General features: G+C 61.6%; 20 protein-coding genes. 15 read left to right on the top strand and 5 right to left on the bottom strand.

Translation table 11 applies throughout. The features are described from left to right. The first annotated feature begins 25 nt into the window (after positions 1-25). Together G5154_RS19625 and G5154_RS19620 are read left to right on the top strand one after the other, a co-directional pair. On the top strand, positions 26-943 hold the full coding sequence (locus G5154_RS19625) for a DMT family transporter (RefSeq protein ID WP_421244988.1): 918 nt from the start codon (positions 26-28) through the stop codon (positions 941-943). 69 nt (positions 944-1,012) lie between these two features. Continuing rightward, positions 1,013-1,879 (top strand): LysR family transcriptional regulator, encoded by an 867-nt coding sequence (locus G5154_RS19620; protein ID WP_421244987.1) that lies wholly within the window; start codon positions 1,013-1,015, stop codon positions 1,877-1,879. 76 nt (positions 1,880-1,955) lie between these two features. Here the strand turns inward: G5154_RS19620 and G5154_RS19615 are convergent, their stop codons facing one another. The 4 genes from G5154_RS19615 to G5154_RS19600 all read right to left on the bottom strand — a co-directional run bounded on the left by G5154_RS19615 (position 1,956) and on the right by G5154_RS19600 (position 6,875). Further along, entirely contained in the window at positions 1,956-2,732 is a 777-nt protein-coding gene (locus G5154_RS19615) for a TSUP family transporter (protein ID WP_005333472.1), read from the bottom strand. 203 nt (positions 2,733-2,935) lie between these two features. Continuing rightward, complete coding sequence (locus tag G5154_RS19610) at positions 2,936-3,691, bottom strand: tRNA-uridine aminocarboxypropyltransferase (RefSeq protein ID WP_421251288.1); 756 nt, start codon at positions 3,689-3,691, stop codon at positions 2,936-2,938. A gap of 174 nt (positions 3,692-3,865) precedes the next feature. Next, complete coding sequence (locus G5154_RS19605; RefSeq protein WP_005346056.1) at positions 3,866-5,077, bottom strand: ROK family transcriptional regulator; 1,212 nt, start codon at positions 5,075-5,077, stop codon at positions 3,866-3,868. A gap of 130 nt (positions 5,078-5,207) precedes the next feature. Continuing rightward, complete coding sequence (locus G5154_RS19600) at positions 5,208-6,875, bottom strand: methyl-accepting chemotaxis protein (RefSeq protein WP_421251287.1); 1,668 nt, start codon at positions 6,873-6,875, stop codon at positions 5,208-5,210. 123 nt (positions 6,876-6,998) lie between these two features. Here G5154_RS19600 and G5154_RS19595 point away from each other — a divergent pair, with 123 nt between their 5' ends. From G5154_RS19595 to G5154_RS19535, 13 genes are all read left to right on the top strand, one after another. Next, positions 6,999-7,454: a YchJ family protein gene (locus tag G5154_RS19595; protein WP_421251286.1), complete on the top strand. Its 456-nt coding sequence runs from the start codon at positions 6,999-7,001 to the stop codon at positions 7,452-7,454. A 242-nt stretch (positions 7,455-7,696) separates the two neighbouring features. Next, positions 7,697-9,370: an anaerobic glycerol-3-phosphate dehydrogenase subunit A gene (glpA, locus tag G5154_RS19590; protein ID WP_421251285.1), complete on the top strand. Its 1,674-nt coding sequence runs from the start codon at positions 7,697-7,699 to the stop codon at positions 9,368-9,370. Next, complete coding sequence (gene glpB / locus G5154_RS19585; RefSeq protein ID WP_421251284.1) at positions 9,360-10,625, top strand: glycerol-3-phosphate dehydrogenase subunit GlpB; 1,266 nt, start codon at positions 9,360-9,362, stop codon at positions 10,623-10,625. Before glpA ends, glpB begins: the two co-directional genes overlap by 11 nt. Positions 10,626-10,676: 51 nt before the next feature. Beyond that, on the top strand, positions 10,677-11,879 hold the full coding sequence (glpC, locus tag G5154_RS19580; RefSeq protein ID WP_421251283.1) for an anaerobic glycerol-3-phosphate dehydrogenase subunit GlpC: 1,203 nt from the start codon (positions 10,677-10,679) through the stop codon (positions 11,877-11,879). Between the two features lie 622 nt (positions 11,880-12,501). Beyond that, positions 12,502-13,947: an ammonia-forming nitrite reductase cytochrome c552 subunit gene (gene nrfA, locus G5154_RS19575; RefSeq protein WP_421251282.1), complete on the top strand. Its 1,446-nt coding sequence runs from the start codon at positions 12,502-12,504 to the stop codon at positions 13,945-13,947. Between the two features lie 51 nt (positions 13,948-13,998). Continuing rightward, positions 13,999-14,589, top strand: a complete 591-nt coding sequence (gene nrfB / locus G5154_RS19570; RefSeq protein WP_421251281.1) for a cytochrome c nitrite reductase pentaheme subunit — start codon at positions 13,999-14,001, stop codon at positions 14,587-14,589. Then, the gene (nrfC, locus tag G5154_RS19565) at positions 14,586-15,278 is read left to right on the top strand and encodes a cytochrome c nitrite reductase Fe-S protein (protein WP_130632454.1); all 693 of its coding nucleotides are present in this window, start codon (positions 14,586-14,588) and stop codon (positions 15,276-15,278) included. Before nrfB ends, nrfC begins: the two co-directional genes overlap by 4 nt. An 87-nt stretch (positions 15,279-15,365) precedes the next feature. Beyond that, the gene (gene nrfD / locus G5154_RS19560; protein WP_421251280.1) at positions 15,366-16,319 is read left to right on the top strand and encodes a cytochrome c nitrite reductase subunit NrfD; all 954 of its coding nucleotides are present in this window, start codon (positions 15,366-15,368) and stop codon (positions 16,317-16,319) included. 162 nt (positions 16,320-16,481) lie between these two features. Next, positions 16,482-18,443 (top strand): heme lyase NrfEFG subunit NrfE, encoded by a 1,962-nt coding sequence (gene nrfE / locus G5154_RS19555; RefSeq protein ID WP_421251279.1) that lies wholly within the window; start codon positions 16,482-16,484, stop codon positions 18,441-18,443. Next, positions 18,440-19,027: a DsbE family thiol:disulfide interchange protein gene (locus tag G5154_RS19550; RefSeq protein ID WP_421251278.1), complete on the top strand. Its 588-nt coding sequence runs from the start codon at positions 18,440-18,442 to the stop codon at positions 19,025-19,027. The genes nrfE and G5154_RS19550 overlap by 4 nt, the downstream gene beginning before the upstream one ends. Beyond that, complete coding sequence (gene nrfF, locus G5154_RS19545) at positions 19,024-20,208, top strand: heme lyase NrfEFG subunit NrfF (protein ID WP_421251277.1); 1,185 nt, start codon at positions 19,024-19,026, stop codon at positions 20,206-20,208. Before G5154_RS19550 ends, nrfF begins: the two co-directional genes overlap by 4 nt. Before the next feature lie 91 nt (positions 20,209-20,299). Next, a complete protein-coding gene (locus G5154_RS19540) occupies positions 20,300-20,929 on the top strand; it encodes a DUF2268 domain-containing putative Zn-dependent protease (RefSeq protein ID WP_043824168.1) in 630 nt (209 codons plus the stop codon). A gap of 54 nt (positions 20,930-20,983) precedes the next feature. Further along, on the top strand, positions 20,984-21,436 hold the full coding sequence (locus G5154_RS19535) for an NUDIX hydrolase (RefSeq protein WP_421251276.1): 453 nt from the start codon (positions 20,984-20,986) through the stop codon (positions 21,434-21,436). 40 nt (positions 21,437-21,476) lie between these two features. Here G5154_RS19535 and G5154_RS19530 read toward each other — a convergent pair whose 3' ends face one another. Further along, positions 21,477-22,172, bottom strand: a complete 696-nt coding sequence (locus tag G5154_RS19530; protein WP_421251275.1) for a TetR/AcrR family transcriptional regulator — start codon at positions 22,170-22,172, stop codon at positions 21,477-21,479. Positions 22,173-22,315: the final 143 nt, after the last annotated feature.

Below are 22,315 nucleotides of genomic sequence, written 5' to 3'. Positions count from 1 at the left end.
CTCTCACTGACTCACCGGAACTGTGATGAACCTGATGCTCTATCTCGCCACCGTGCTTATCTGGGGCAGCACCTGGATTGCCATCGCCTGGCAACTTGGCCCCATCCCCATCGAGGTGTCGGTGCTCTACCGCTTCCTGCTGGCAGCGGTGGCACTGTTTGCCCTGCTCACCGCCAGCGGCCGCTTTCCACGCCTCCCCTTGCACGGCCAGCGTTACGCCGCGTTGCTCGGAGCCCTGCTCTTTTCCACCAACTTTCTCTGCTTCTACCACGCCACCCGTTACATCCCGAGCGGCATGTCGGCGGTGATCTTCGCCAGTGCCAGCATCTTCAACGGTCTCAACCTCTGGCTGTTCGAGCGCAAGCGCCCCACCCTGCGCTGGCTGCAAGGCTCCTTGCTGGGGCTCTTTGGCACCCTGTTACTGTTCTGGCCGGTGCTGGCAAATGCGCAACTGGGTACAAACGGCTGGAAGGGGCTGCTGCTCGCCTGTTGCGGCACCCTCTGCTTTTCGCTGGGCAATCTGGTCTCGGCCCGGGGCCAGCGCCACGGCTACCACGTACTGCAACTGGTGCCCTGGGGCATGGTTTACGGCGTGGTGCTGTTGCTGGGCTGGGTCACATTGCTCGGGCAGCAACTGATGGTGCCAACCGATGGCCACTATCTGGCGGCCATGGTCTACCTCGCCCTGTTTGGCTCGGTGATCGCCTTTACCGCCTATCTGACGCTGGTGGGGCGCATCGGTGCCAGCAAGGCCTCCTACGCCACCGTGCTCTTTCCGCTGGTGGCGCTTACCCTCTCCACCTTCTATGAAGGCTTTGTCTGGCAGCCGGTCTCGGTGGCTGGAGTAGTGATCAGCCTCATCGGCAATCTGGTGATCTTCGCGCCGCCCTTGAGCGAGTGGCGCATTCGACCGGCCAAGGCAGCAAACGACCCTTGCTCCTGAGCCAGTCAGCCCCTAAGGTAGCGCTGATCAATCTGTGACGATCCTGATGGCGATAAACAAGGGGGCGAGATGTTACTGGAAGGGCTGGAGACGCTGAGCCTGCTGGCGAGTGAAGGGACCATGGCCAAGGTGGCCAGTCGCCTCTATATCAGCCAGTCGGCGGTGAGCAAGCGGATTGCCCAGCTGGAGCTGCGCCTTGGCAAGAAGCTGATCGAGCCGGAGGGGCGCCAGATCCGCCTCACCCCGCAGGCAAAGGAGCTGCTGGAACGAGTGGCCCCGAGTCTGGCCGAGATGAAAGGAGTGCTGGCCGATAGCCAGGATCTGGCGGATCAGAGCCCCCTCCCCATCGCCTGCTCCGAAACCCTGCTGGCAGGCTACCTCGCCCACTTTATGCGCGACTATCTGGAGCGCGATCCCCACCTTGCCCTCTCCACCCACCATACGCCGGTCATTCTGGCGCGGGTGCGCAGCGGTGATGCCCTGCTCGGCATCTGCGCCGGTCGGCTCCCTCCCGGCCATGGCCTCGGCGCAGATCTGCTACTGGAAGAGCCCTTCTATCTGGTTGGCGAGGAGCAGCAGAGCCTGCCGCCAGCCAGCGCAGAAAGCAGGTGCAAGATCCTCACTATGGATCTGGAGAACCCCTCCAACCGCTACCTGCGCGAACCGCTGGCTGATTTGGGGCTGGAACCCGCCATGGAGCTCGACTCCTATCTGGCGCTCATCGAACTCGCCAAGGCAGGTATTGGCCCTGTGCTGCTCCCCGCTGGCCTGCTGGGACTGGTGGGAAAACAGGGGGAGATGGCACGCCAACTGCTCGGGCTGGGCCGTCCCCTGCATCTGGTCTACCGGCCAAACAGCCTAAAGCGCGAGCGGATCGCCAGGCTGGTTAGCGCCCTGCACCAACACTTTCGCCACCGCAGCGACTTACCACGTTAGCTCTGTAAAACACCAGATATGACAACGGGGCCCGAGGGCCCCGTAAACATCTGATTTGTCACACAGTCGCCACAACTCAGATCCAGGCAAACAGCTCGGGATACTGGCTCCACACCAGCTTGGCGGACATCAGCAGGGAGACGGTCACCAGCAGCGGCTTGATCAGCTTCACACCTTTTTTCAGCACCATTTTGGAGCCGAAGCGGGCGCCGATAAACTGCCCCAGCGCCATGCAGAAGCCGACACTCCACACCACCTTGCCACCGAGCGCAAAGAACAGCAGGGAGGCGATATTCGAGGTGAAGTTGAGCAGCTTGGTATGGGCGGTGGCGCGCGCCATGCCAAAGCCCGCCAGCGCCACGAAACCAATGGCAAAAAACGAACCTGTGCCGGGCCCGAAGAAGCCGTCATAAAAGCCGACCCCGCCCCCCACCAGCAGCGCAAACAGCATGGGGGTGAGACGGCGGGAGCTCTCGGCATCGCTCACCCGCGGCGAGAAGTAGAAGTAGCAGGCAAAGGCCATCAGCAGGAAAGGGAGCAGGCGCTCGAGAATGGCGGCGTCTATGGTCTGCACCGCCAGCGTGCCGATAGCCGCACCGATAAAGGTGCAGATCACCGCAGGCCAGATCATGGCCCACTCCAGCAACCCCTTGCGGGCATAGAACCAGGTGGCGGAGAAGGAGCCAAAACTGCTCTGCAGCTTGTTGGTGCCGAGCACCAGCGCGGGGGGCATGCCAGTCGCCAGTAGAGCAGGCACCGTCAGCAGACCACCGCCACCGGCGATGGCATCGATAAAGCCGGCGACAAGCGCCACACCGAACAGGGCAAACAGGGTAACCAGTTCCAATTCCATCCATAGACCTCTCGAGAGTGGGTTGCCCGAAGGATCGAGCAACCGGAGCTAACCAAAGCGACGTTGTGCGGGGGGCTGCACAGGCTGTTCGCTATCCTAGCGGGCCACTGACCATGAATCTAACGAAACAGTGGCAGACAATTGATTCCTTATTTTCATTAATTAGAACGGGCACGCCCCTGGCCCAACCCTCAAAGTGTCCGTTAGCAAGCCGGTGAAGCGACGTTCGCTTCCTTGATGGCCGACAGCGCTTCACAGAGATGATCCTCATCGGCACCGGGGAAACGGCTGACCCGACCGGCCATGTAGCGGCTGCTGAACAAGTTGAACCAGTGCTGCAGGGCCTGCCCCGCCTTGAGCTCTCCCGCCACTTCCAGCACACAGGCCGCCACTTCGGCGGTGCAGAGGTGCTCGTCGCAGTTGGCGACCCGCATGCCGTAGGTGGAGAGCGCATCGGGTTTGATGGCGAGCACCGGAAAACCGTCGAGATAGGGGCTCTTGTTGAACATCTTGCGCGCCTCCGGCCAGGTGCCGTCGAGCAGGATAAAGAGCGGCTTTTTGCCGGGTGCCAGCGTCACCTCGCCGGTCAGGCGGGCAGGCTCCTTCTCGCAAGCGGGAAAGACTACATAGGGCTGCCAGGCAGGATCGGCCAGCAGTGCCAGCAGCTCGGAATGGGGCTGGGTACGTGACCAGAGAAACGCCCAGGTAGTGTCCGGCAACACATCGGCAATGAGGCGACCGGTGTTGGAGGGTTTCATCGGCTCACTGTCATACATCAGCAGGCAGAAACCTGCCTCTGCTTTGAGTTCGGGGCGCCACTCGCAGGCACACCAATCCTCGCGCAGCTGACAGGCCGGACAGCGGGCCAGAGTGCCGCCACGGGCAAGAAACGGTCGGGTAGAGATACTCTTGCGCCAGGCCCGCAGGCGGTTGACGGCGTGATCAGGAACAGGCTTCATCTAGGTTCACAACTGGAGTCAAAACAGGAACGGCAGCGGTGCCAACATGTCACGGCGCCACAGGGCGCGATAACAGGGGGACTGCCGGAAAAGCGCAAGATTGTACCGAGTTACGCGCTGGCGGAACAGCAATCCCTGCCCTTTTCGCCAGACACTGCGCCAACTCCTCTTGTCTTACGACTCCTGACAGCTGCGCAGCAGCTCCAGCAACAGGCTGCCATCGCGCAGCGCCTTGTGCACCTGCACCGAGGTGGGCTTGGTGGGATCTTCGTAGAAGTGGGTGGATTCAATCTGCAGCCGAACTAGATATTCGGCGGGCAACTGGCTCGCCAGCGACTGGTGCAGCATGGGGAACAGCAGCCGATCGGCACGGGTGATCTCGCCCCCCAGCAGCAGCTTGCCCGGATTAAGCAGGCAGATGAGGTTGGATAGCACCTTGGAGAGGCGGCCCGCCGCCTGATGGAGAATATCCTGACAGAGGCTGTTGCCCGCCAGCGCCAGCTCGCACAGCTCGCGGATGGTAACGCTCTCGGGCAAGTCGTGCTCCTGCATCCGCTCGCGCAGATCCCGGTATTGCGCCTCCAGCGCCTGATTGGTCACCAGGGTACAGGCGCAGCCAAAGCCGCCGCAGTAGCAGCGCTGGCCATAGGGCTCGAGCTGCAGGTGGCTAAGATCACCGAGCAGCGCATTCTCGCTCTCGATAAGCTGGCCATTGACCACCATGCCAACCCCGATGTCGTTGTGGACAAACACCAGCACCGCATCGGCGCAATTTTTGGCGGCCCCCCACTCCCGCTCTGCCTGGATCCAGGTGCGCACATCACCACTCACCAGCACAGGTACCGAGAACACCTCCTGCAAGGTCGGCCCCAACGGCCAGTTGCGCAGATCATAGAAGGGGAAATGTTTGACCATACCGGAGTGACGCTCTACCTGTCCGGGTAGACAGAGAGCGATACAGGCCAGATTGAGAGACTTTTTCGGCAAGAACCCCTGGATCGCATGTACTAAGCTGCCCAGCAGGTCGTTACGCTCAAGCTCGGTAAAGAGGTGGCGATGGCGAGCCAGCGAGCGACCGGAGAAGTCAAACAGCGCCATATCCACGTAGCCACGGCCAAGACGCATGGAGAGAAACTGGAAGCGGCGCTCGTTAATACGCAGCAGGGTCTGACGACGGCCGCGCCCCACCGAACTTTCACCACAGGTGACCACCAGACCCCCATCGAGCAGTTCCCTGGTGATCTTGGTGATACTGGCTGGCGAGAGGCCGGTCAGGCGGGAGAGATCGGTGCGCGACAGCTCCTTGTGCTCCTCCAGACTGGCATAGACCAGGCCATAGTTGAGCTGACGGATCAAATCGATACTGCCTTTCACGATCTCATTCATAGGGTATGGATTAAGGGCTGAAACTGGGGCCACCGATTTTCACACATTATTGCTCGATCCCCAAATAAAGCGCGGTCTGAACCGGGGTTCAGACCGCATTGTTGAGTGAATATCACCGAGATGGTCGGGCTCAATAACGGAACTGGGAGACCAGTTTGCGCAATTTGTCACCGGTATTGGCCAGATCGCGGGTGGTGCTATTGGACTCCATGGCTGCATCGGTCAGCTCGCTGACTATTTGCTGAATGGCTACCAGGTTCTTGTTGATCTCCTCCGACACCGCGTGCTGCTCTTCGGCAGCGGTAGCGATCTGAATATTCATGTCGTTGATGGTACTGACCGCCATCACCATGCTGTCGAGGGAGCTGGCAATATGGCTCGCCTCCTGCACTGTCTCCTGACTGCGATCCTCGCTCGCCTGCATCACATCCACCGCCTGCTTCACCCCCCCTTGCAAGCGCTGGAGCATCTCATTGATCTCCTTGGTGCTCTGCTGGGTACGACCGGCCAGCGAACGCACCTCGTCCGCCACCACCGCAAAACCGCGGCCCTGCTCACCGGCGCGGGCAGCCTCGATCGCCGCATTCAGCGCCAACAGGTTGGTCTGTTCGGCAATGCCGCGAATAACCTCGACCACAGAACCAATCTTGGCGGTCTCTTGGGCCAACTGTGCGATGACGCCAGCCGCGGTATGCACCTCCCCCACCAGTCGGTTGATGCTGTTGATAGCCGTGCTGACCACACCACGAGCGGCGTCCGATTCACGGGCCGCATCGCTGGTTGCCGTCGCGGCATTGGAGGCACTGGCCGCCACCTCCTGCGCGGTGGAGCTCATCTCGGTCACCGCAGTCACCACCTGATCGGTCTCCCGGCTATGACTATGCATCTGCTTGTCGTAGTGCTCACTCAGATGGTGCAGCTTGTCAACGGCGGTGAAGAGATGGTTACTGGTCTCGCCAACCTGACTCACTACCGACTGGATCCGCTCGACAAAGCGGTTGAAGGCGCTAGCCAGTTGCCCGATCTCATCGTCACTCTGCACCTTGAGCCGCTGGGTCAGATCCCCGTCTCCATTGGCAATATCGTTCAATGCCAACACGGCATCTGCCAGCGGCTTGGTGACTCGATTTCCCACGATCACAGTCGCCGCCAGTGTAATACCGAGGATCAGCAAGATCACCAGCACACTGCTCTGCAGCGACGCGTGCATATTGCTCTCGCGCTCTGCCCGCAGGGCGGCCAGATCGTTGTCGATATCATCGATATAGAAACCGGTACCGATGACCCACTGATACTTGTCCAGCACCATGTTGAAGGCCAGCTTGGGGGCATCGCGACCGATAGAGGGTTTGGCCGTCCAGTACTCGGAGAAGCCATCCCCCTGACGGGCCACCTTGATGATGTCCTGGATCAGCAACTTGCCCTTGGCATCCTTGTCGTTCCAGCGGTTTTTCCCTTCCAGCTCGGCACGCACCGGAAGCAATACAGTGTTCCCCTCAAAGTCATAGACAAAGAAGTAGCCATCGCTGCTGTAACGCAGTGGCCTGAGCAACTCTTTGACCTTCTGCCGATTCTCCGGTGAATCCGGCAGTGCATAAACGGCATCAATGGCGGTTTTGGCCATCATGATGTAACTGCTGAGCAGCGCTTTACGCTCCTTGATGGCATTTTCCCTCGCCACCACCAGATCAGACTCCAGATCACTCTTGGAGACCATGTAGTTACTGAGATTGACCACCAGGGCCATCAACAGTACGGGGACTGCACCCAGTAACAGGATTTTCTGCTTTAGCGTCATCTTTCACATCCTTGCAGCTGTTTTTATTGGAATTCCTTGCTTACTCATCAGTATAGGTGCTGGCAGGGCGAGCCCAGCTTTCGTTACAATTCCCTTAAACAAATCGGCCAGAACGTGAAAATCATGAATCTTTGTCCTTGTGGCTCAACCCTTTCTCTCGAATTGTGCTGTGGCTCACGTCACAGTGGCGCTGTGGCTGACACCCCGGAACAGCTGATGCGCTCGCGCTACAGCGCTTTTGTGCTTGGTCTGGGGGAGTATCTGGTCCATAGCTGGCACCCGGCCCACCTTGGCGGCCTCACCGCCGAAGAACTTTCACGCATCGACACCCGCTGGGATGGTCTCGAGATCATCGCCAGCCAGGGCGGCCCGGAGGATGAAACCGGGATGGTGGAGTTCAAAGCCTGGTTTCTGGAGGGGAATGAGCGCCACTGCCTCCATGAGCGCTCCCGCTTCGTGCGTTATCAGGGGCGCTGGGTCTACACCGAAGGGGAGATCGATCCCCTTCCGCCCAAAACCGGCCGCAACGATCCCTGCCCCTGTGGCAGCGGCAAAAAGCACAAGAAGTGCTGCGGCTGACCCATAACACACCCACCAGACTCGTCAAACAGTGACAAGGGGCATCCGATGCCCCTTTTTTGTGCCTGTTATTCGCCAGCTGCCCATAAACCGATGCGATAACAAGCGTGACAAATGTCACACAATGCTCATTAACGCGCGGGAAAATGAGCGTTTGCGAACGCAAATTTGGCCCATATCAAACATTTCCACTCAGAAGTAGGCCACACTGGCCTCATCTGGAAGAGATGAGACGGGCAACAATGAAAAGAATAACTACACAAGTCGTCATCATAGGCGGCGGTGCCACAGGGGCCGGCATCATGCGCGATTGCGCACTGCGTGGCATCGACTGCATCCTGCTCGAGCGCGATGATATCGCCGCCGGCACCACCGGCCGCAACCACGGCCTGCTCCACTCCGGTGCCCGCTACGCGGTGACGGATCAGGAGTCAGCTCGCGAATGCATCCAGGAAAACCGCATCCTCAAGCGGATTGCCAGCCACTGTGTCGAAGACACCGGCGGCCTCTTCCTCACCCTGCCGGAAGATGACATCAATTTCCAAACCACCTTTATGGATGCTTGCGCCCTGGCCGGGATCGAAACCCGTCAGCTCGATCCCCGCGAAGCCTTGTGTATGGAGCCCAACGCCAACCCGGCAATGATCGGCGCCATCCACGTCCCGGATGGCACGGTCGATCCATTCCGCCTCGCCGCGGCCAACGTGCTGGACGCCAAAGAGCACGGCGCGCGCATCTTTACCCACTGCAAGGTGTTGGGGCTGTTGCGCACGCAAGATCGGGTGCACGGGGTCAAGGCGATCAACACCCGCACCGGCGAAGCGTTCGAGGTGGAGTGTCAGGAGGTGATCAACGCCGCCGGCATCTGGGGCCAGCAAATTTGCGAATACGCCGATCTCGGCATCCGCATGTTCCCGGCCAAGGGCTCCCTGCTCATCATGGATTACCGCATCAACCAGCTGGTGCTCAACCGAGCCCGCAAACCGGCGGATGCGGACATTCTGGTGCCGGGCGATACCATCTCCCTTATCGGCACCACCTCCAGTCGCATCGATTACAACAAGATTGACCAGCTCACCGTCGAACCCGAAGAGGTGGAGGTGCTGTTGCGCGAGGGGATCAAGCTCGCTCCCATCATGGCGCACACCCGTCTGCTGCGCGCCTACGCCGGGGTACGCCCGCTGGTAGCGGTGGACGGTGACGACACCGGCCGCAACATCAGTCGCGGCATCGTGCTGCTCGATCACGCCGAGCGCGACGGCCTCAAGGGCTTCAACACCATCACCGGCGGCAAGCTGATGACCTACCGCCTGATGGCCGAATGGGCCACCGATCTGCTGGCCAAGAAACTCGGCAACAGCAAACCCTGCCAGACCGCCGAACTGAGCCTGCCCGGCTCGCGGGATCCGGAAAAGGTCTCCGCCCCCGGCCTCTCGGTGCCGGTCGAAGGCTCAGCCCAATACCGCCACGGCGAACGGGTCATCGCCTTCTTCCGTGACAATCCGAAAGCCAACGCCCTCATCTGCGAGTGCGAAATGGTCACCGCGGGCGAAATCGAATACGCCCTGCGCGAGCTCGATGTGGACAACCTCATCGACCTGCGCCGCCGCACCCGCCTTGGCATGGGCCCCTGCCAAGGCGAGCTGTGCGCCTATCGCGCCGCTGGCCTGATGCAGGAGTATGGCAAGGCTGACGGTCGTCAGGCCTGCGTCATGCTGCGCCAGTTCCTGGAAGAGCGTTACAAGGGCACCCGCCCGGTGCTGTGGGGCGATGCCTTGCGCGAGGCCGAGTTTACCTACTGGATCTACGAAGGGCTGTTTGGCCTGGGGGAATGGACGACGCCACAGCTGGTTGCCGATACCCCATGCGGCCCAACCAGCGAGACCACTCACAAGGAGAGCCGTCATGAAGTTTGACAATATCGTTATCGGCGGTGGCATGGCGGGACTCTCGGCAGCCCTGCGGCTGGTGGAGGCGGGCCAGAAGACCCTGCTGATGGCCTCCGGCCAGAGTGCTCTGCACTTCTCCTCCGGCTCGGTCGACCTGCTGGAGAGCGAGGGGGATCCCCGCGCCGCGCTGCCTGCCTTTATGGCAGCCCATCCGGATCACCCCTACAGCAAAGTGGGGATGCAAAATATCGAAGCGAGCCTGGCCGATCTGCAGCGCCACTGCACCGAACAGGGATTGCCACTGGTGCGCCACGAGACCAATCACCAGCGCCTGACCCCCATCGGTACCCTCAAACGCACCTGGCTCTCCCCCGATACCTGTGCCTGCGTCACCGATGCGCCGATCCCGGACGTGCTGCTGCTGGCCACCCTCGAGGGCTTTCGCGACTTTCATCCGGCACTGGCGGCCGCCAATCTGGCGACCCATCCGCGCTTTGCCCACTGCCGCATTCTGACCGGCGAAATCCGCCTGCCCCAGCTGGCCGAATTCAGCCGCAATCCCCACGAGTTTCGCTCAGCCGACATCGCGCGCCTGTGTGACAAGCACCATCTGGTGGCCGATCTGGCCAGCGAGATCAGTCGAATGGTGCAGGAGAGCGGCGTGCCCGACTGCCGCCATATCGTGCTGCCCGCCTGCCTTTCGCTGGGGCTGGTTGGCCCGCGTCTGGCGGAGCTGGAGCAACGTACCGGCTGCACCATCAAGGAGGTAGCCACCATGCCACCGTCGCTGATCGGTATGCGGATGCAGGAGGCGCTCAAGCGCCGCTTCATGGCCCTTGGCGGCACCTTCCTCACCAGCGAGCGGGTGCTGGGCGCCCGTTACGAGGGGGATCGGGTGGTCGGCGTACACACCCAGAATGGCGATGATCAGCTGTTTGAAGCGGACAACTTCGTGCTCGCCTCCGGCAGCTTCTTTAGCCGCGGGCTGGAGTCCCGTCTGCGCGGCATTCGCGAACCCATCTTCGATGCCGATGTGCTGAGTCTGGAGGAGCGCGACGCCTGGGCCGGTCGCCGCCTGTTCGACCACCACCCCTTTATGGGCTTCGGGGTCAAGACCGACGACAAGCTCAGAGTGCTGCATGGCGGCAAGCCGCTCACCAACCTCTATGGCGCGGGCAGTGTCTTGGCCCATTACGACCCAATTCGTGAAGGTTCCGGCTCCGGCGTTGCCGTTGCCACCGGCTGGCAAGCCGCAGGCCATATTCTGGGCGCCGCCCAATGATTACTTCGTCCCATATCCCGTGCCTTCACACCCTACGGGAGGAGAACTGACATGCTACTGGATCATGCCAACCAAACTTTCGATCAGTGCATCAAATGCACCGTCTGTACCGCCTACTGTCCGGTGGCCAAAGCCAATCCCGCCTACCCCGGCCCGAAACAGGCGGGCCCGGATGGGGAGCGGCTGCGGATCAAGAGCCCGGAGCTGTTTGACAGCGCTCTCAAGCACTGCACCAACTGCAAACGCTGCGAAGTCGCCTGCCCAAGCGGAGTGCGCATCGGCGACATCATCGCCAAGGCCAAAGACAAGTACAGCGGCTTCAAACCAGGGATCCGCGAGTTCGTGCTCTCCCACACCGATCTGATGGGCAGCATGTCTACCCTGATGGCCCCGGTGGTCAACTTCACCACCGGCCTCAAGCCAATGAAGCTGGTGCTGGACAAGGCGCTGGGGGTCTCCTCCCACCGCGACCTGCCCAAATACTCCCAGGGCACCTTCCGCGGCTGGTACAAGAAGCAAAAAGAAGCTCAGGCCCGTTATGACCGCCAGATAGCCTATTTCCACGGCTGCTACGTCAACTACAACCACCCGCAACTAGGCAAGGAGCTGGTACAGGTGCTCAACGCCATGAACATCGGCGTGCAGTTGCTGGAGCGGGAGAAGTGCTGCGGCGTGCCGCTGATTGCCAACGGCTTCATGGACAAGGCCAAGCAACAGGCGGCCTTTAATATCAAGCAAATGGAGAACTCCCTGCTGGGCAACGAGATGCCGCTGCTGGCCACCTCCTCCACCTGTGGCTTCACCCTGCGGGACGAATACCCCCACCTGCTGGAGCAGGACAACCACAAGGTGCGGGATCGCATCTCCCTGGTGACCCGCTTCCTGTGGAACGAGTTCTACAAGGGCAACAAACCGGCGATGAAGCCGCTCAATCTGCACATCGCCTACCACACCCCCTGCCACATGGAGAAGATGGGGGGCGTCATCTACACCCTCGAATTGCTGCGCGCCATTCCCGGGGTCAAGGTGACGGTACTGGAGTCCCAGTGCTGCGGCATCGCCGGCACCTACGGCTTCAAGTCGGAGAACTACCAGACCAGCCAGACCATCGGCGAAGGGCTGTTTGATCAAATCAACCGCCTAGCCCCCGATCTGGTGATCACCGACTGCGAGACCTGCAAATGGCAGATCGAGATGAGCACCAGCTTCCGCTGTGAACATCCAATCCACCTGCTGGCTCGGGCTCTGGCATAAGATGAGCGTGACCATATCCGCTGGTGTAAACCCCGAAGCCGGGGTGTTCGTTGGTTAAGCACCATGCCTTGGGGCTGCAACCAAAACAGTATCTGATCACGATAAGAGCTGAGAGGAGCCGGCATTGCCGGCTTCTCTCATTGATGTTGCCGACCATCTCGCCCATCGGCGGAACGCCCGGCCCGTACAGACTGTAACCGACAGCCCTCTCAAAAAAGAATATTTATTCACTTATTATTTTTATACCCATAAATAGATAATTGATATGACAGATAACCATGAATGCCTTGCCAGATAACGCAGGCATACCTCAGGTGTCGCTCCGTCCCGCCACAGAGACTCATTGCACTTCCAATATTCTGACTTTCTTAATAATTTAACCGGGATCTCATTTCTATCTGTTGGCGCTCTCGGTAATTGATCTAGCGCAAGCCCCCCTCTGATAAATCATCATTCTTTTTACCCATTTGGTAATATCCAGCTCGAGCAATCGCATAAAAACATGGGTTTTATTCACTAATAACAATGAAGCGGCCTGCCTGCTCCTGCTTGGCGGGGGCGAACCAATGCCCACATCCAGGATGGAACGGTCAGGTCTGGCAATGAGATCGATTAGGGAGTGATGATCGTGAGTTCACGCAACAGACAGATCAAGCTGGGCCTCGCCGCCCTGCTGCTGACCACCTGCCTTGGCACCAGCGGCTGGGTACAGGCGACCGACGAGGCACAACCCAAGGGCAAGATTGAGGCGCGCAGCGAGCTGTTCGCCAAGGATCACGCCGATCAGTTCACCAGCTGGAAAGGCACCAGCAAGAGCAAGGAGCGCGCCGACGCCCTAGCGGAAGATCCGCAGATGGTGGTGCTCTGGGCCGGCTACCCCTTCTCCAAGGATTACAACAAGCCGCGCGGCCACTTCTATGCGCTGACCGACGTGCGGGAAACCCTGCGTACCGGCGCCCCCAAGACCGCCGAAGACGGTCCGCTGCCCATGGCCTGCTGGAGCTGCAAAGGCCCGGACGTGGCCCGCGTCATCGACGAGAAGGGTGAGGATGGCTACTTCAAGGGGATGTGGGCAAAAGGCGGACCGGAAATCGTCAACACCATCGGCTGCGCCGACTGCCACGACACAGCCTCGAAAGAGTTCAAGGAGGGCAAACCCGCCCTGCACCTCTCCCGTCCCTATGCCGACCGGGCCATGACCGCCATCGGCAAACCGTTCAAGGAGCAGGGGCGTTTCGATCAGCAGTCCCAGGTGTGTGGCCAGTGCCACGTGGAGTACTACTTCAGCGGCCCCACCAAGGCGGTGAAATTCCCCTGGGACAAGGGCACCACAGTTGAGCAGATGGAGCAGTATTACGATGAAATAGGCTTTGCCGACTGGACCCATGCCCTCTCCAAGACCCCCATGCTCAAAGCCCAGCACCCCGAGTACGAGACCTGGCGCGCCGGCATTCACGGCCAGAACAACGTCGCCTGCGTCGACTGCCACATGCCCAAGGTGCAGAACGAGCAGGGCAAGGTCTATACCGATCACAAGGTGGGCAACCCCTTCGATCGCTTCGACCAGACCTGCCGCAACTGCCACACCCAGAGCAAAGAGATGCTGCAAGGGGTGGTCAAGCAGCGCAAGGATGCCATTCACGATCTCAAGCTCAGAGTCGAGAAGCAGCTGGTGCACGCCCACTTTGAAGCCAAGGCCGCCTGGGATGCCGGCGCCACCGAGGCCGAGATGAAGGACATTCTGCAGGACATCCGTCACGCCCAATGGCGCTGGGATTTCTCCATCGCCTCCCACGGGGTGCAGATGCACGCCCCGGAAGTGGCGCTGCGCATGCTGGGCACCGCCCTGGACAAGGCCGCCGATGCCCGCACCAAGCTGGCACGTCTGCTGGTCGCCAAGGGGATCAGCCACGAGATCGCCATTCCTGACATCTCCAGCAAAGAGAAAGCGCAAGCCGCTCTTGGCATGGATATGAAGCAGTTCAACAGCGACAAGGCCCAGTTCCTCAAGACCACAGTCCCCGCCTGGGATGCCGAGGCCAAAGCGGCCGGACGGCTCGCACAATGACGAGGCATGCGGGCCCGCAGTGTCGGGCCCGCAGCCGGATGGAGGCTTCCTATGGGTGATTTAACAATGGATTTCTTACGACTGATGCTGATGGCAGCCATGCTGCTGACCAGCCTGCAGGGCCAGGCGGCCGATGCGGCAACCGCCCCGGCACCGACTACACATGAAGTGGAATTTCTGCGCAGTGCCGACAAGGCCTGCACCGACTGCCACAAGGAGCAGATCGAAGGCATGCACGGCAAGCACGGCCAGGCAACCAACCCCAACAACCTGGCGCCGGTCACCTGCACCAACTGCCATGGTCAGCCCTCCCCCCAACACCGGGAAGGGGTCAAAGATGTGATGCGCTTTAGCGACAGCTTCAAGGACAAACAGAGTACCGAGAGCTACCCCATCGCCGAGCAGAACGGAGTCTGCATGAGCTGTCACGAGCCCAAAGTGCTGCGCGAGGCGCTCTGGGCCCACGACGTGCACGCAACCAAGCTCACCTGCACCAGCTGCCACCAGCTGCACCCGGCCAAGGAGCCCATGGTGGCGATCCCGGAGAAGTCCCGCATCAAGCTTTGCGTCGACTGCCACAGCAAGCAGCATGAGGCCGTCAAGGCCAAGGCGAACACCACCTCGGGCAAGGAGGCACAATGAGCTGCTCTCGCCGTCACTTCATGGCGGGGATGAGCGCGGGGGCCCTCATCATGATGACGGGGGCTGCTCGTGCCAACACCCGATCCCTTGCCACCACCCTCGCCCACAGCCAGACCATCGATGGGATCCGCTATGGCATGATCCACGACGAGACGGCCTGCATCGGCTGTACCGCCTGCATGGATGCCTGCCGGGAGGTGAATCAGGTGCCAGAGGGGGTCTCGCGCCTCGAGATCATCCGCTCCGGCCCCATCGGCACCTTCCCCGATGCCGAGTACCACTTCTTTCGCAAGTCCTGCCAGCACTGTGACAACGCTCCCTGCGTACACGTCTGCCCGACCGGTGCCTCCCATATCCGCAAGGAGGATGGCATCGTCGACGTCAACCCGGATCTCTGCGTCGGCTGCATGTACTGTCTGGCCGCCTGCCCCTATCAGGTGCGCTTTATCAACCCTGTGACCAAGGTTGCCGATAAGTGCGACTTTTGCCGCAAGACCAACCTGGCGGCGGGCAAGGAGCCGGCGTGCGTGGAATCCTGCCCCACCAAGGCGCTGGTGTTCGGCAATCTGGATGACCCGGACAGCCCTATCGCCAAACGGCTGGTGAAGGAGACCACCTATCGCTACAAGCAGGCACTCGGCACCTCGCCCAAGATGTACCGTGTGCCCAAAGGGGAGATAAAGTCATGACCATGCAAGAGGCGTTTCACTTCCCCTCCCTTGTCTGGGGATTTGTCCGATCGCCATCTACCGCAGTAACAGAAGGAGGAATGGATCATGTTGCATGACGCATTTCACTTCTCCTCGTTGGTGTGGGACTGGCCCATCGCCATCTATCTCTTTCTGCTCGGCATCTCCGCCGGGGCCACCACCCTCTCGGTGCTGCTGCGCCGCAAGGGGGCCGGCAGCGAGAGCGGCATCATCAAGGCGACCGCCATTCTGGCGCCGGTGAGCGTGGTGCTGGGGTTACTGATCCTCATCTTCCACTTGGCCCGCCCCTGGACCTTCTGGAAGCTGATGTTCCACTATCAGTTCGACTCCGTGATGTCGATGGGGGTCATGCTGTTCCAGCTCTACATGGCGGTGCTGTTCGCCTGGCTGGCGGTGGTGTTTCGCTCCGAGATCGAAACCTTGCGCAGTCACCTGCTGCAAGAGAAGTTCGCCTTTGTGGATGATCTCATCGCTTGGCTTGCCCGCATCGAGCGGCTGCTGGCGCCGCTCTTGCTGCTGCTCGCCGTGCTGTTGGGGGCCTACACCGGCTTTCTGCTGTCGGCGCTCAAGACCTATCCGCTGTTGAATAACCCGGTGTTGCCGGTGCTGTTCCTCATCTCCGGCGTCAGCTCCGGCATCGCTTCCACCATCTTGCTGGCGGTCACCCTGTTCAAGGAGAACCATCACAGCCAGGGGGTGAGCTTCGTTCACCGCTTCGAGCGGCCGGTGCTGGCGGTGGAGGTGTTGCTGCTGGTCTGCTTCTTTACCGGCCTCTACTTCGGTGGCGGCCAGAAGGAGGCAGCCATGTGGGCCGCCATCGGCAGCGGCTTCTGGGCTCAGGTGTTCTGGCTCGGGGTGGTGGGCATCGGCATGCTGCTGCCCCAGTTGCTGGCCCTGCTGGCCCCCGCACCGCTACGGGCCAAAAACGGCTATCTGGTGCTGGTCTGCAGCCTGACTCTGGTGGGGATCCTGCTGCTGCGCTACTTCGTGCTCTACGCCGGCCAGATGACGGTAGTTTAAAGGTATGATCACCAGCGCCAGCCACCCTCGGGTGACTGGCGCTTATTTGTTGCGATGAGTTGTTGCGATTGATTGTTGCCAGAAATGTAGATGTTATCCCCCAGCGCCGGTATGGTGCAGACGCTGCGGCATAACATAGACGAATGATTGACTGGAGGTTGTGTGCTGGCGGAGCTCGGCTATCTCTCACTGTTGCTGGCGACCGGGCTCGCCCTGCTGCAAGGGCTGCTGCCCTGGCTGGGGCTGCGGCTCGCCTCACGCCCGCTGCTCGGCTGCGCAACACCGCTGGCCCTCCTGGTCGCGCTCCTGCTCGGGGCCGCCCTGCTGCTGCTCGCCAGCTGTTTTGGCCTCGATGACTTCACCCTGGTCTATGTGGCCCAGCACGCCAACAGCGCCCTGCCCCTTGGCTTCAAACTAGCGGCGGTGTGGGGCGGCCACGAGGGCTCCATGCTGTTCTTCGTCTTTGCGCTGGGGCTGTGGGGCGCGCTGGTGGCCCTTTGCTCCAGGCGGGTCGATCCGCTGATTACAACCCGGGTATTGGCCATCATGGGGCTGATCGTCGGGCTGTTCGGCCTCTATACCCTGATCTTCTCCAGCCCGTTTGACCGCCAGTTCCCAGGGCCGCTGGAGGGGCGCGATCTCAACCCCATGCTGCAGGATATCGGCCTCATCATCCACCCGCCCCTGCTCTATCTCGGCTACGTCGGCTTTGCTGTCAACTTCGCCTTCGCCATGGCGGCGCTGCACTCGGGTCGGCTCGATGGCGCCGTGGCCCACTGGAGCCGCCCCTGGGCGCTCGGCTCCTGGGTGTTTCTCACCGCCGGTATCGTGCTGGGCTCCTGGTGGGCCTATTACGAGCTCGGCTGGGGCGGCTGGTGGTTCTGGGACCCGGTGGAAAATGCCTCTCTCTTGCCCTGGCTGCTTGGCACCGCCCTGCTGCACGCCCTGGTGGTGTGCGAGAAGCGCGGGGCTTACGGCCACGCCGTGCTGCTGCTCTCCATCTTCACCTTTTCGCTGAGTCTGCTCGGTACCTTCGTAGTGCGCTCCGGGGTGCTCACCTCGGTACACGCCTTTGCGGTCGACCCCAGCCGCGGCCTCACCCTGTTGTTGCTGCTCGGCTTGCTATTGACCTGCGCCCTCACCCTGTTTGCCCTGCGGGCGGACATTCGCGCCCCCTATGCCCGCTTTGGCTTGCTGTCAAAAGAGGGGCTGCTCGGCGCCGCCATCCTGCTGCTCAGCGTGGCCTGCGCCAGCGTGCTGCTCGGCACCTTCTACCCCATGGTGTTCCAGTCGCTCCATCTGGGTTCACTCTCGGTGGGCGCCCCCTATTTCAATACCATCTTCGTGCCGCTGGCCCTCTGCCTGATGGCGCTGATGACCCAGCTGCCGCGCCTGCGCTGGCAGCATCTGGCAGCCCAGCGCCGCATCAAGGTGCTGCTCCCATGCCTGCTCGGCCTGCTGGGGGGCACCTTGCTGAGCCTCGCCTATCCCGAGCCGCTGCGGGGCGGCTGGCTGGGGCTTGCGGCCAACGTGCTGAGTCTCTGGCTGCTTGCCAGCCTGCTGCTCCCGCTCTTGCAACCGACGTCGCTGCGCGAGCTCACCCTCAATCGGCTCGGCAGCCTGCTGGCCCACCTCGGGGTGGCGGTGTGCGCCCTCGGCATCGCGCAGGTGAGTCACCACAGTCAGGAGGGGGGCGCAGTGCTCGCCGAAGGCCAGCCCTATCACCTCGGCGCCTTCGAGTTTCGCTATGAGGGGAGCGAGCCGATCATCGGCCCCAACTACACCGCCGAGCGAATCACTCTCAGCGTGCATAAGAACGGTAAAGAGGTGGCGCGGCTGACGCCAGAGCGGCGTCACTACAGCGTGCGCACCATGAATATGAACGAGCCCGGGATCAAGTGGGGAATGCTCGGCGATCTGTACGTGGTGCTTGGCGAGAAGATGGGGCCCGGCGCCTATGCCATGCGGCTGCACTACAAGCCGCTGGTGCGCTGGATCTGGCTCGGTGGCCTGTTGATGATGGCAGGCGGCACCCTGCGCCTGCTCGCCCGCCGGCCGCTGCTAGCTAGCCATCCAGCCCCAGCTGCCGCCCACAACCCTCGGCTTGAACAGGAGTCCTTATGAACGCCCGTCTGCGCCTGTTCGTGCCGCTCGTGCTCACCCTGGGGCTCGGCGCCCTGCTCTGGCTCGGCCTTGGCAACAACCCCTACAGCCAGGATGAGGCCGTCGCCGGGCGCACCCTGCCGGCCTGGCAGAGTGACGACCTGTTTGGCGGTGCCCCCATCCACACCGCGGCGCTCAAGGGGGAGCCCTTTGTCCTTAACGTCTGGGCCAGCTGGTGCCCCAACTGCCGCGCCGAGCATCCGCTGCTGGTTGAGCTGGCTAGCGCCGTGCCCCTCTATGGCCTCAACTATCGGGACAAGGGGGATGCCGCCCGCGCCTGGCTTATTCAGGCGGGCAACCCCTATCGCGCCGTGCTGGCCGACCCCGACGGCCGACTCGCACTGGAGCTCGGCGTCTACGGCACGCCGGAGACCTATCTCTTCGCCGGCGACGGTACCCTGCTGACCCGTCATACCGGCCTGCTCACCCGGGAAATCTGGCAACGCCAGTTTGCCCCCCTGCTTGCAAAGGCCAGCAGCAACACCGCTAGCCAGCCCGATGTGGAAAGAGAAGTGGAGAGAGAAGTGCAGGAGAGCAAGCCATGAGCCGCCTCGGCCACGCCCTGATCGCGCCGCTCTTGCTGGCATTGAGCCTCGGGGCCCTTGCCAACGGGGTCGACACCTATCAGTTTCGCCACCCCGAGCGGCAGACCCGCGCTCAGGAATTGGCCCGCGCCCTGCGCTGCCCCCAGTGCCAGAACCAGAATCTGGTGGAATCCAACTCCCCCATCGCCCGGGATCTGCGGCTCGAGGTCTACCGCTGGGTGGACGAGGGGCAGTCTGATGAGCAGGTGATCGCCCGCATGACGGAGCGCTTCGGCGATTTCGTCCGCTACGATCCCCCCTTCAAGCGCAGCACGGCGCTGCTGTGGGGCGGCCCCGCCCTCTTGCTGTTGCTGGCGCTCCATCGCCTGCGCAGAAGCCTGCATCGCCAGCAACCGGCGCGGGTACCGCTTATTGGCGACAGAGCCGAGGGGATGCTCGCCCACGACCCCAGGGCCGAGCTGAACCGGCTGATCATGGCCGAGCAGCAGGCGGGGCTTGCACCCCACAGCCGCCTCTACCGGGAGCTGGCCCGCCTCGCCAACACCACCCCAACCGCCGAGCAGGCCCTGCGCGAGCGGCTGGCCAAGGATCGCACCGCCCGTCCGCTGCCCTGGCTGCGGTCATGGATACTGCTTGGGGCCCTGTTGCTGGCGCTGATGGCGGGCATTTATGCCGACACCGGCCGCTATCAGGCGTGGCAGGCTTATCAGTCGCGCCCCGATCCGCTGGCGGGATTGAGCCCGCGGGATCTGCAGGACAAGGAGCTGGGCGCCCTGCACCAGCGCCTGCAAACCAACCCCGCCGATCTCGACAGCTGGGCGGCGCTCGGCCAGCTCTATCTCTATCGGGGCGAATATGACAACGCTCTGCTCGCCTACCAGCGCCTCGCGCTGCTGGAGGGGGGCGCCGGCGCGGCGACCCAGGCCGCCCAAGCCACCGTGCTCTACTATCAGGCGGGCCAGCAGCTCACCCCGGAGGCACTGCACCTGCTCGATAGCGCCCTCAAGCAGGACGCGGGGGAAGTGAGCGCCCTGATGCTGCTCGCCTCCGATCACTTCCTGCATGGCCGCTACAGCCAGGCCATTGCCCTGTGGCAGCAACTGCTCGATGACGAGCGCCCTCGCATCAATCGGGCCGCGCTGATTGAGGCGATCCAGACGGCAAGCATAATGGGCGGGTAACCCCTTGATTAAAGGAGGGTAATCGTGGTGATATGGCGCCGCGACCACGCAAGTGGCTCAGCACTCTCTTTCAATAGACAAGGATGTCTGGATGCAACTCACCCTGTTAAACGACTCGGGCAAATTCGATGGGCTCGATGACACCATTAGGCACGTTTTTGCCGAGACGGCGCACAAATTGAATGCCTTGTTCGATCTCTCCCAACTGGATGTCACCTTCAGCCCTTTTGCCGAGGGGGATGCTCCCGATTCGGGTATCGGTGGCTGGGCCATCAACATGTATCGAATAGAACTCCAGCTTGATCTGGAACGGCCTGATATCAAAGAGGTGATCATCACCGAATTGCCTGCCGTGCTGGCCCACGAAGTCCACCATATCGTGCAAAAGAAGAACAAGGTGGAAGCAGAAACACTGGCCGAAAACCTGATTTTTGAAGGGCTGGCCTGCTACTTTGAGCAGAGGTTCAATGGCGGCACACTCCCCTCGCTGTTCAAGGAGTCTCATCACCATGACTGGCAATCGCTCCTGGCAGAGATGACGCCCCATCTATCCAGCAAGCAGTTCAACTTTTTAGACTTTTTCTACTGCCGTGATAACCGGCCATTTCCCAAATATGCCGGTTACTGGGTGGGGTTCAATCTGGTGGCCAACTATCTGGCCAAAAATGGACTGAATGAAATAGAGGTCATGGGCCTGCCCGCCGAGGCGTATTTCAATTAACACGCCTTCACACTGTTCATGGCTATCACAGAGCCCAAACCCGGAGAGAAGATCATGATCCCCATTCGCTGCAAGGCCGTCTCTGGCGTTGCCCTTACCACTGTCGATGGCGACACAAAATTGCTGGTGATGAAACGGGTCAAGGGGGGCTTCTGGTGCCATGTGGCGGGCACAGTGGAGGCGGGTGAAACCGGCTGGCAGACCATTATTCGGGAGTTTGGCGAAGAGACGGGGATCAGGGTCACCGAACTCTACAACGGCCAGTATCTGGAGCAGTTTTACGAGGCGAGCCTGAATACGGTGGAGGTGGTACCGGTCTTTGTGGTCTATTGTCCGCCCAATCAGGCGGTGACCCTCAACGACGAGCACACCGAATATCGCTGGTGTTGCCTGGCCGAGGCCAAGGCGCTGGTGAGTTTCCCCGGCCAGAAGGCGCTCTACGACCATATCTGGCACCACTTTGTCGACAACGCCCCCTCTCCCCTGATGCGGGTCGCGCTCGGCTGATGCATGCCGGGGCTGCGCGGCATGGTGGATGCTTGCAGTATTACTCGTTGGTCCCAAGCCGCAGCGCAGGCATTCCCTGCCACACCCGTTCGGGATCGGGCTCGGCAATGGCGGCGGCGATCAGCTGCTCGCTCCAGTGACGGTGCAGCAGCCACATCTGCTGGCCGAGATCCCCATCGCTCCGGGTGCACTGCTTGGTGACATCGGCGGTGCGATAGAAGTAGCGCACCAGCGTCGTGAGTTCGGGCTCCGGCCAGCGGCAGCCAAAGTCACGCAGCAGGGATAACCAGAAGTCAATCTGGCCCCGTTCGTGCTGCTGCTCCAGCGCATGCAGCTCGGGGATGAGATCCATCGCATGCCAGAGGGCGCCATAGCCGACAAAGCGGCGCTCCAGCGCCTCCAGTGCCTCGTCGAGCAGCACCAGTGCCTGTGGCCAGCTGGTCGCCTGAATGCGGATCTGCTCCTGCGCCTCGCAGACCGCCGCCAGCCACCCCATGGCGAGGCGGCCGATGATCGCCTCCTTGTTGGGATAGAGATGGTAGAGCGACTTGATCCCCACTCCCGCCCGATCGGCAATGGCGTTGGTATTGAGAGCAGTAAAGCCCTGCTCCTGCAACAGGCTCAGGGTCGCCTCCTCGATGCGGCTGGCCACCGCCTGACTGCGCTGCTGTTTGGGTTGGCGGCGCATGGCAAACACTTGGGGTAACGGCCCCTCGGTCACTGACTCCTCTGACATCACTCCTCCCTGTTGTTGGCCCATTGGCAAGCGCTCTGGCGGTAGATCTTGGTACCTCAGCAAAGCGGGCACTGCGCCCCGCTCGCCACCGATTGATGTGACATGGTAAACAAAACGTTAAATATTTGCAGCAATTGCTGGCA

Source organism: Aeromonas sp. 600527 (assembly GCF_049175415.1).
Taxonomy (GTDB): domain Bacteria; phylum Pseudomonadota; class Gammaproteobacteria; order Enterobacterales; family Aeromonadaceae; genus Aeromonas; species Aeromonas veronii_A.
Note: the sequence above shows the minus strand (reverse complement) of the source record. Positions and strands in the feature narration are given on the sequence as shown.

What these genes read in the sequence shown, in the direction of transcription:
- G5154_RS19605 (WP_005346056.1), bottom strand. Translation starts at nt 5,077, where the DNA reads ATGAATGAGATCGTGAAAGGCAGTATCGATTTGATCCGTCAGCTCAAC.
- glpB (WP_421251284.1), top strand. Translation starts at nt 9,360, where the DNA reads ATGAAGTTTGACAATATCGTTATCGGCGGTGGCATGGCGGGACTCTCG.
- nrfC (WP_130632454.1), top strand. Translation starts at nt 14,586, where the DNA reads ATGAGCTGCTCTCGCCGTCACTTCATGGCGGGGATGAGCGCGGGGGCC.
- G5154_RS19625 (WP_421244988.1), top strand. Translation starts at nt 26, where the DNA reads ATGAACCTGATGCTCTATCTCGCCACCGTGCTTATCTGGGGCAGCACC.
- G5154_RS19615 (WP_005333472.1), bottom strand. Translation starts at nt 2,732, where the DNA reads ATGGAATTGGAACTGGTTACCCTGTTTGCCCTGTTCGGTGTGGCGCTT.
- nrfB (WP_421251281.1), top strand. Translation starts at nt 13,999, where the DNA reads ATGGGTGATTTAACAATGGATTTCTTACGACTGATGCTGATGGCAGCC.
- glpC (WP_421251283.1), top strand. Translation starts at nt 10,677, where the DNA reads ATGCTACTGGATCATGCCAACCAAACTTTCGATCAGTGCATCAAATGC.
- glpA (WP_421251285.1), top strand. Translation starts at nt 7,697, where the DNA reads ATGAAAAGAATAACTACACAAGTCGTCATCATAGGCGGCGGTGCCACA.
- G5154_RS19610 (WP_421251288.1), bottom strand. Translation starts at nt 3,691, where the DNA reads ATGAAGCCTGTTCCTGATCACGCCGTCAACCGCCTGCGGGCCTGGCGC.
- G5154_RS19600 (WP_421251287.1), bottom strand. Translation starts at nt 6,875, where the DNA reads ATGACGCTAAAGCAGAAAATCCTGTTACTGGGTGCAGTCCCCGTACTG.
- nrfA (WP_421251282.1), top strand. Translation starts at nt 12,502, where the DNA reads ATGATCGTGAGTTCACGCAACAGACAGATCAAGCTGGGCCTCGCCGCC.
- G5154_RS19530 (WP_421251275.1), bottom strand. Translation starts at nt 22,172, where the DNA reads ATGTCAGAGGAGTCAGTGACCGAGGGGCCGTTACCCCAAGTGTTTGCC.
- G5154_RS19540 (WP_043824168.1), top strand. Translation starts at nt 20,300, where the DNA reads ATGCAACTCACCCTGTTAAACGACTCGGGCAAATTCGATGGGCTCGAT.
- G5154_RS19595 (WP_421251286.1), top strand. Translation starts at nt 6,999, where the DNA reads ATGAATCTTTGTCCTTGTGGCTCAACCCTTTCTCTCGAATTGTGCTGT.
- G5154_RS19535 (WP_421251276.1), top strand. Translation starts at nt 20,984, where the DNA reads ATGATCCCCATTCGCTGCAAGGCCGTCTCTGGCGTTGCCCTTACCACT.
- G5154_RS19620 (WP_421244987.1), top strand. Translation starts at nt 1,013, where the DNA reads ATGTTACTGGAAGGGCTGGAGACGCTGAGCCTGCTGGCGAGTGAAGGG.
- G5154_RS19550 (WP_421251278.1), top strand. Translation starts at nt 18,440, where the DNA reads ATGAACGCCCGTCTGCGCCTGTTCGTGCCGCTCGTGCTCACCCTGGGG.
- nrfD (WP_421251280.1), top strand. Translation starts at nt 15,366, where the DNA reads ATGTTGCATGACGCATTTCACTTCTCCTCGTTGGTGTGGGACTGGCCC.
- nrfF (WP_421251277.1), top strand. Translation starts at nt 19,024, where the DNA reads ATGAGCCGCCTCGGCCACGCCCTGATCGCGCCGCTCTTGCTGGCATTG.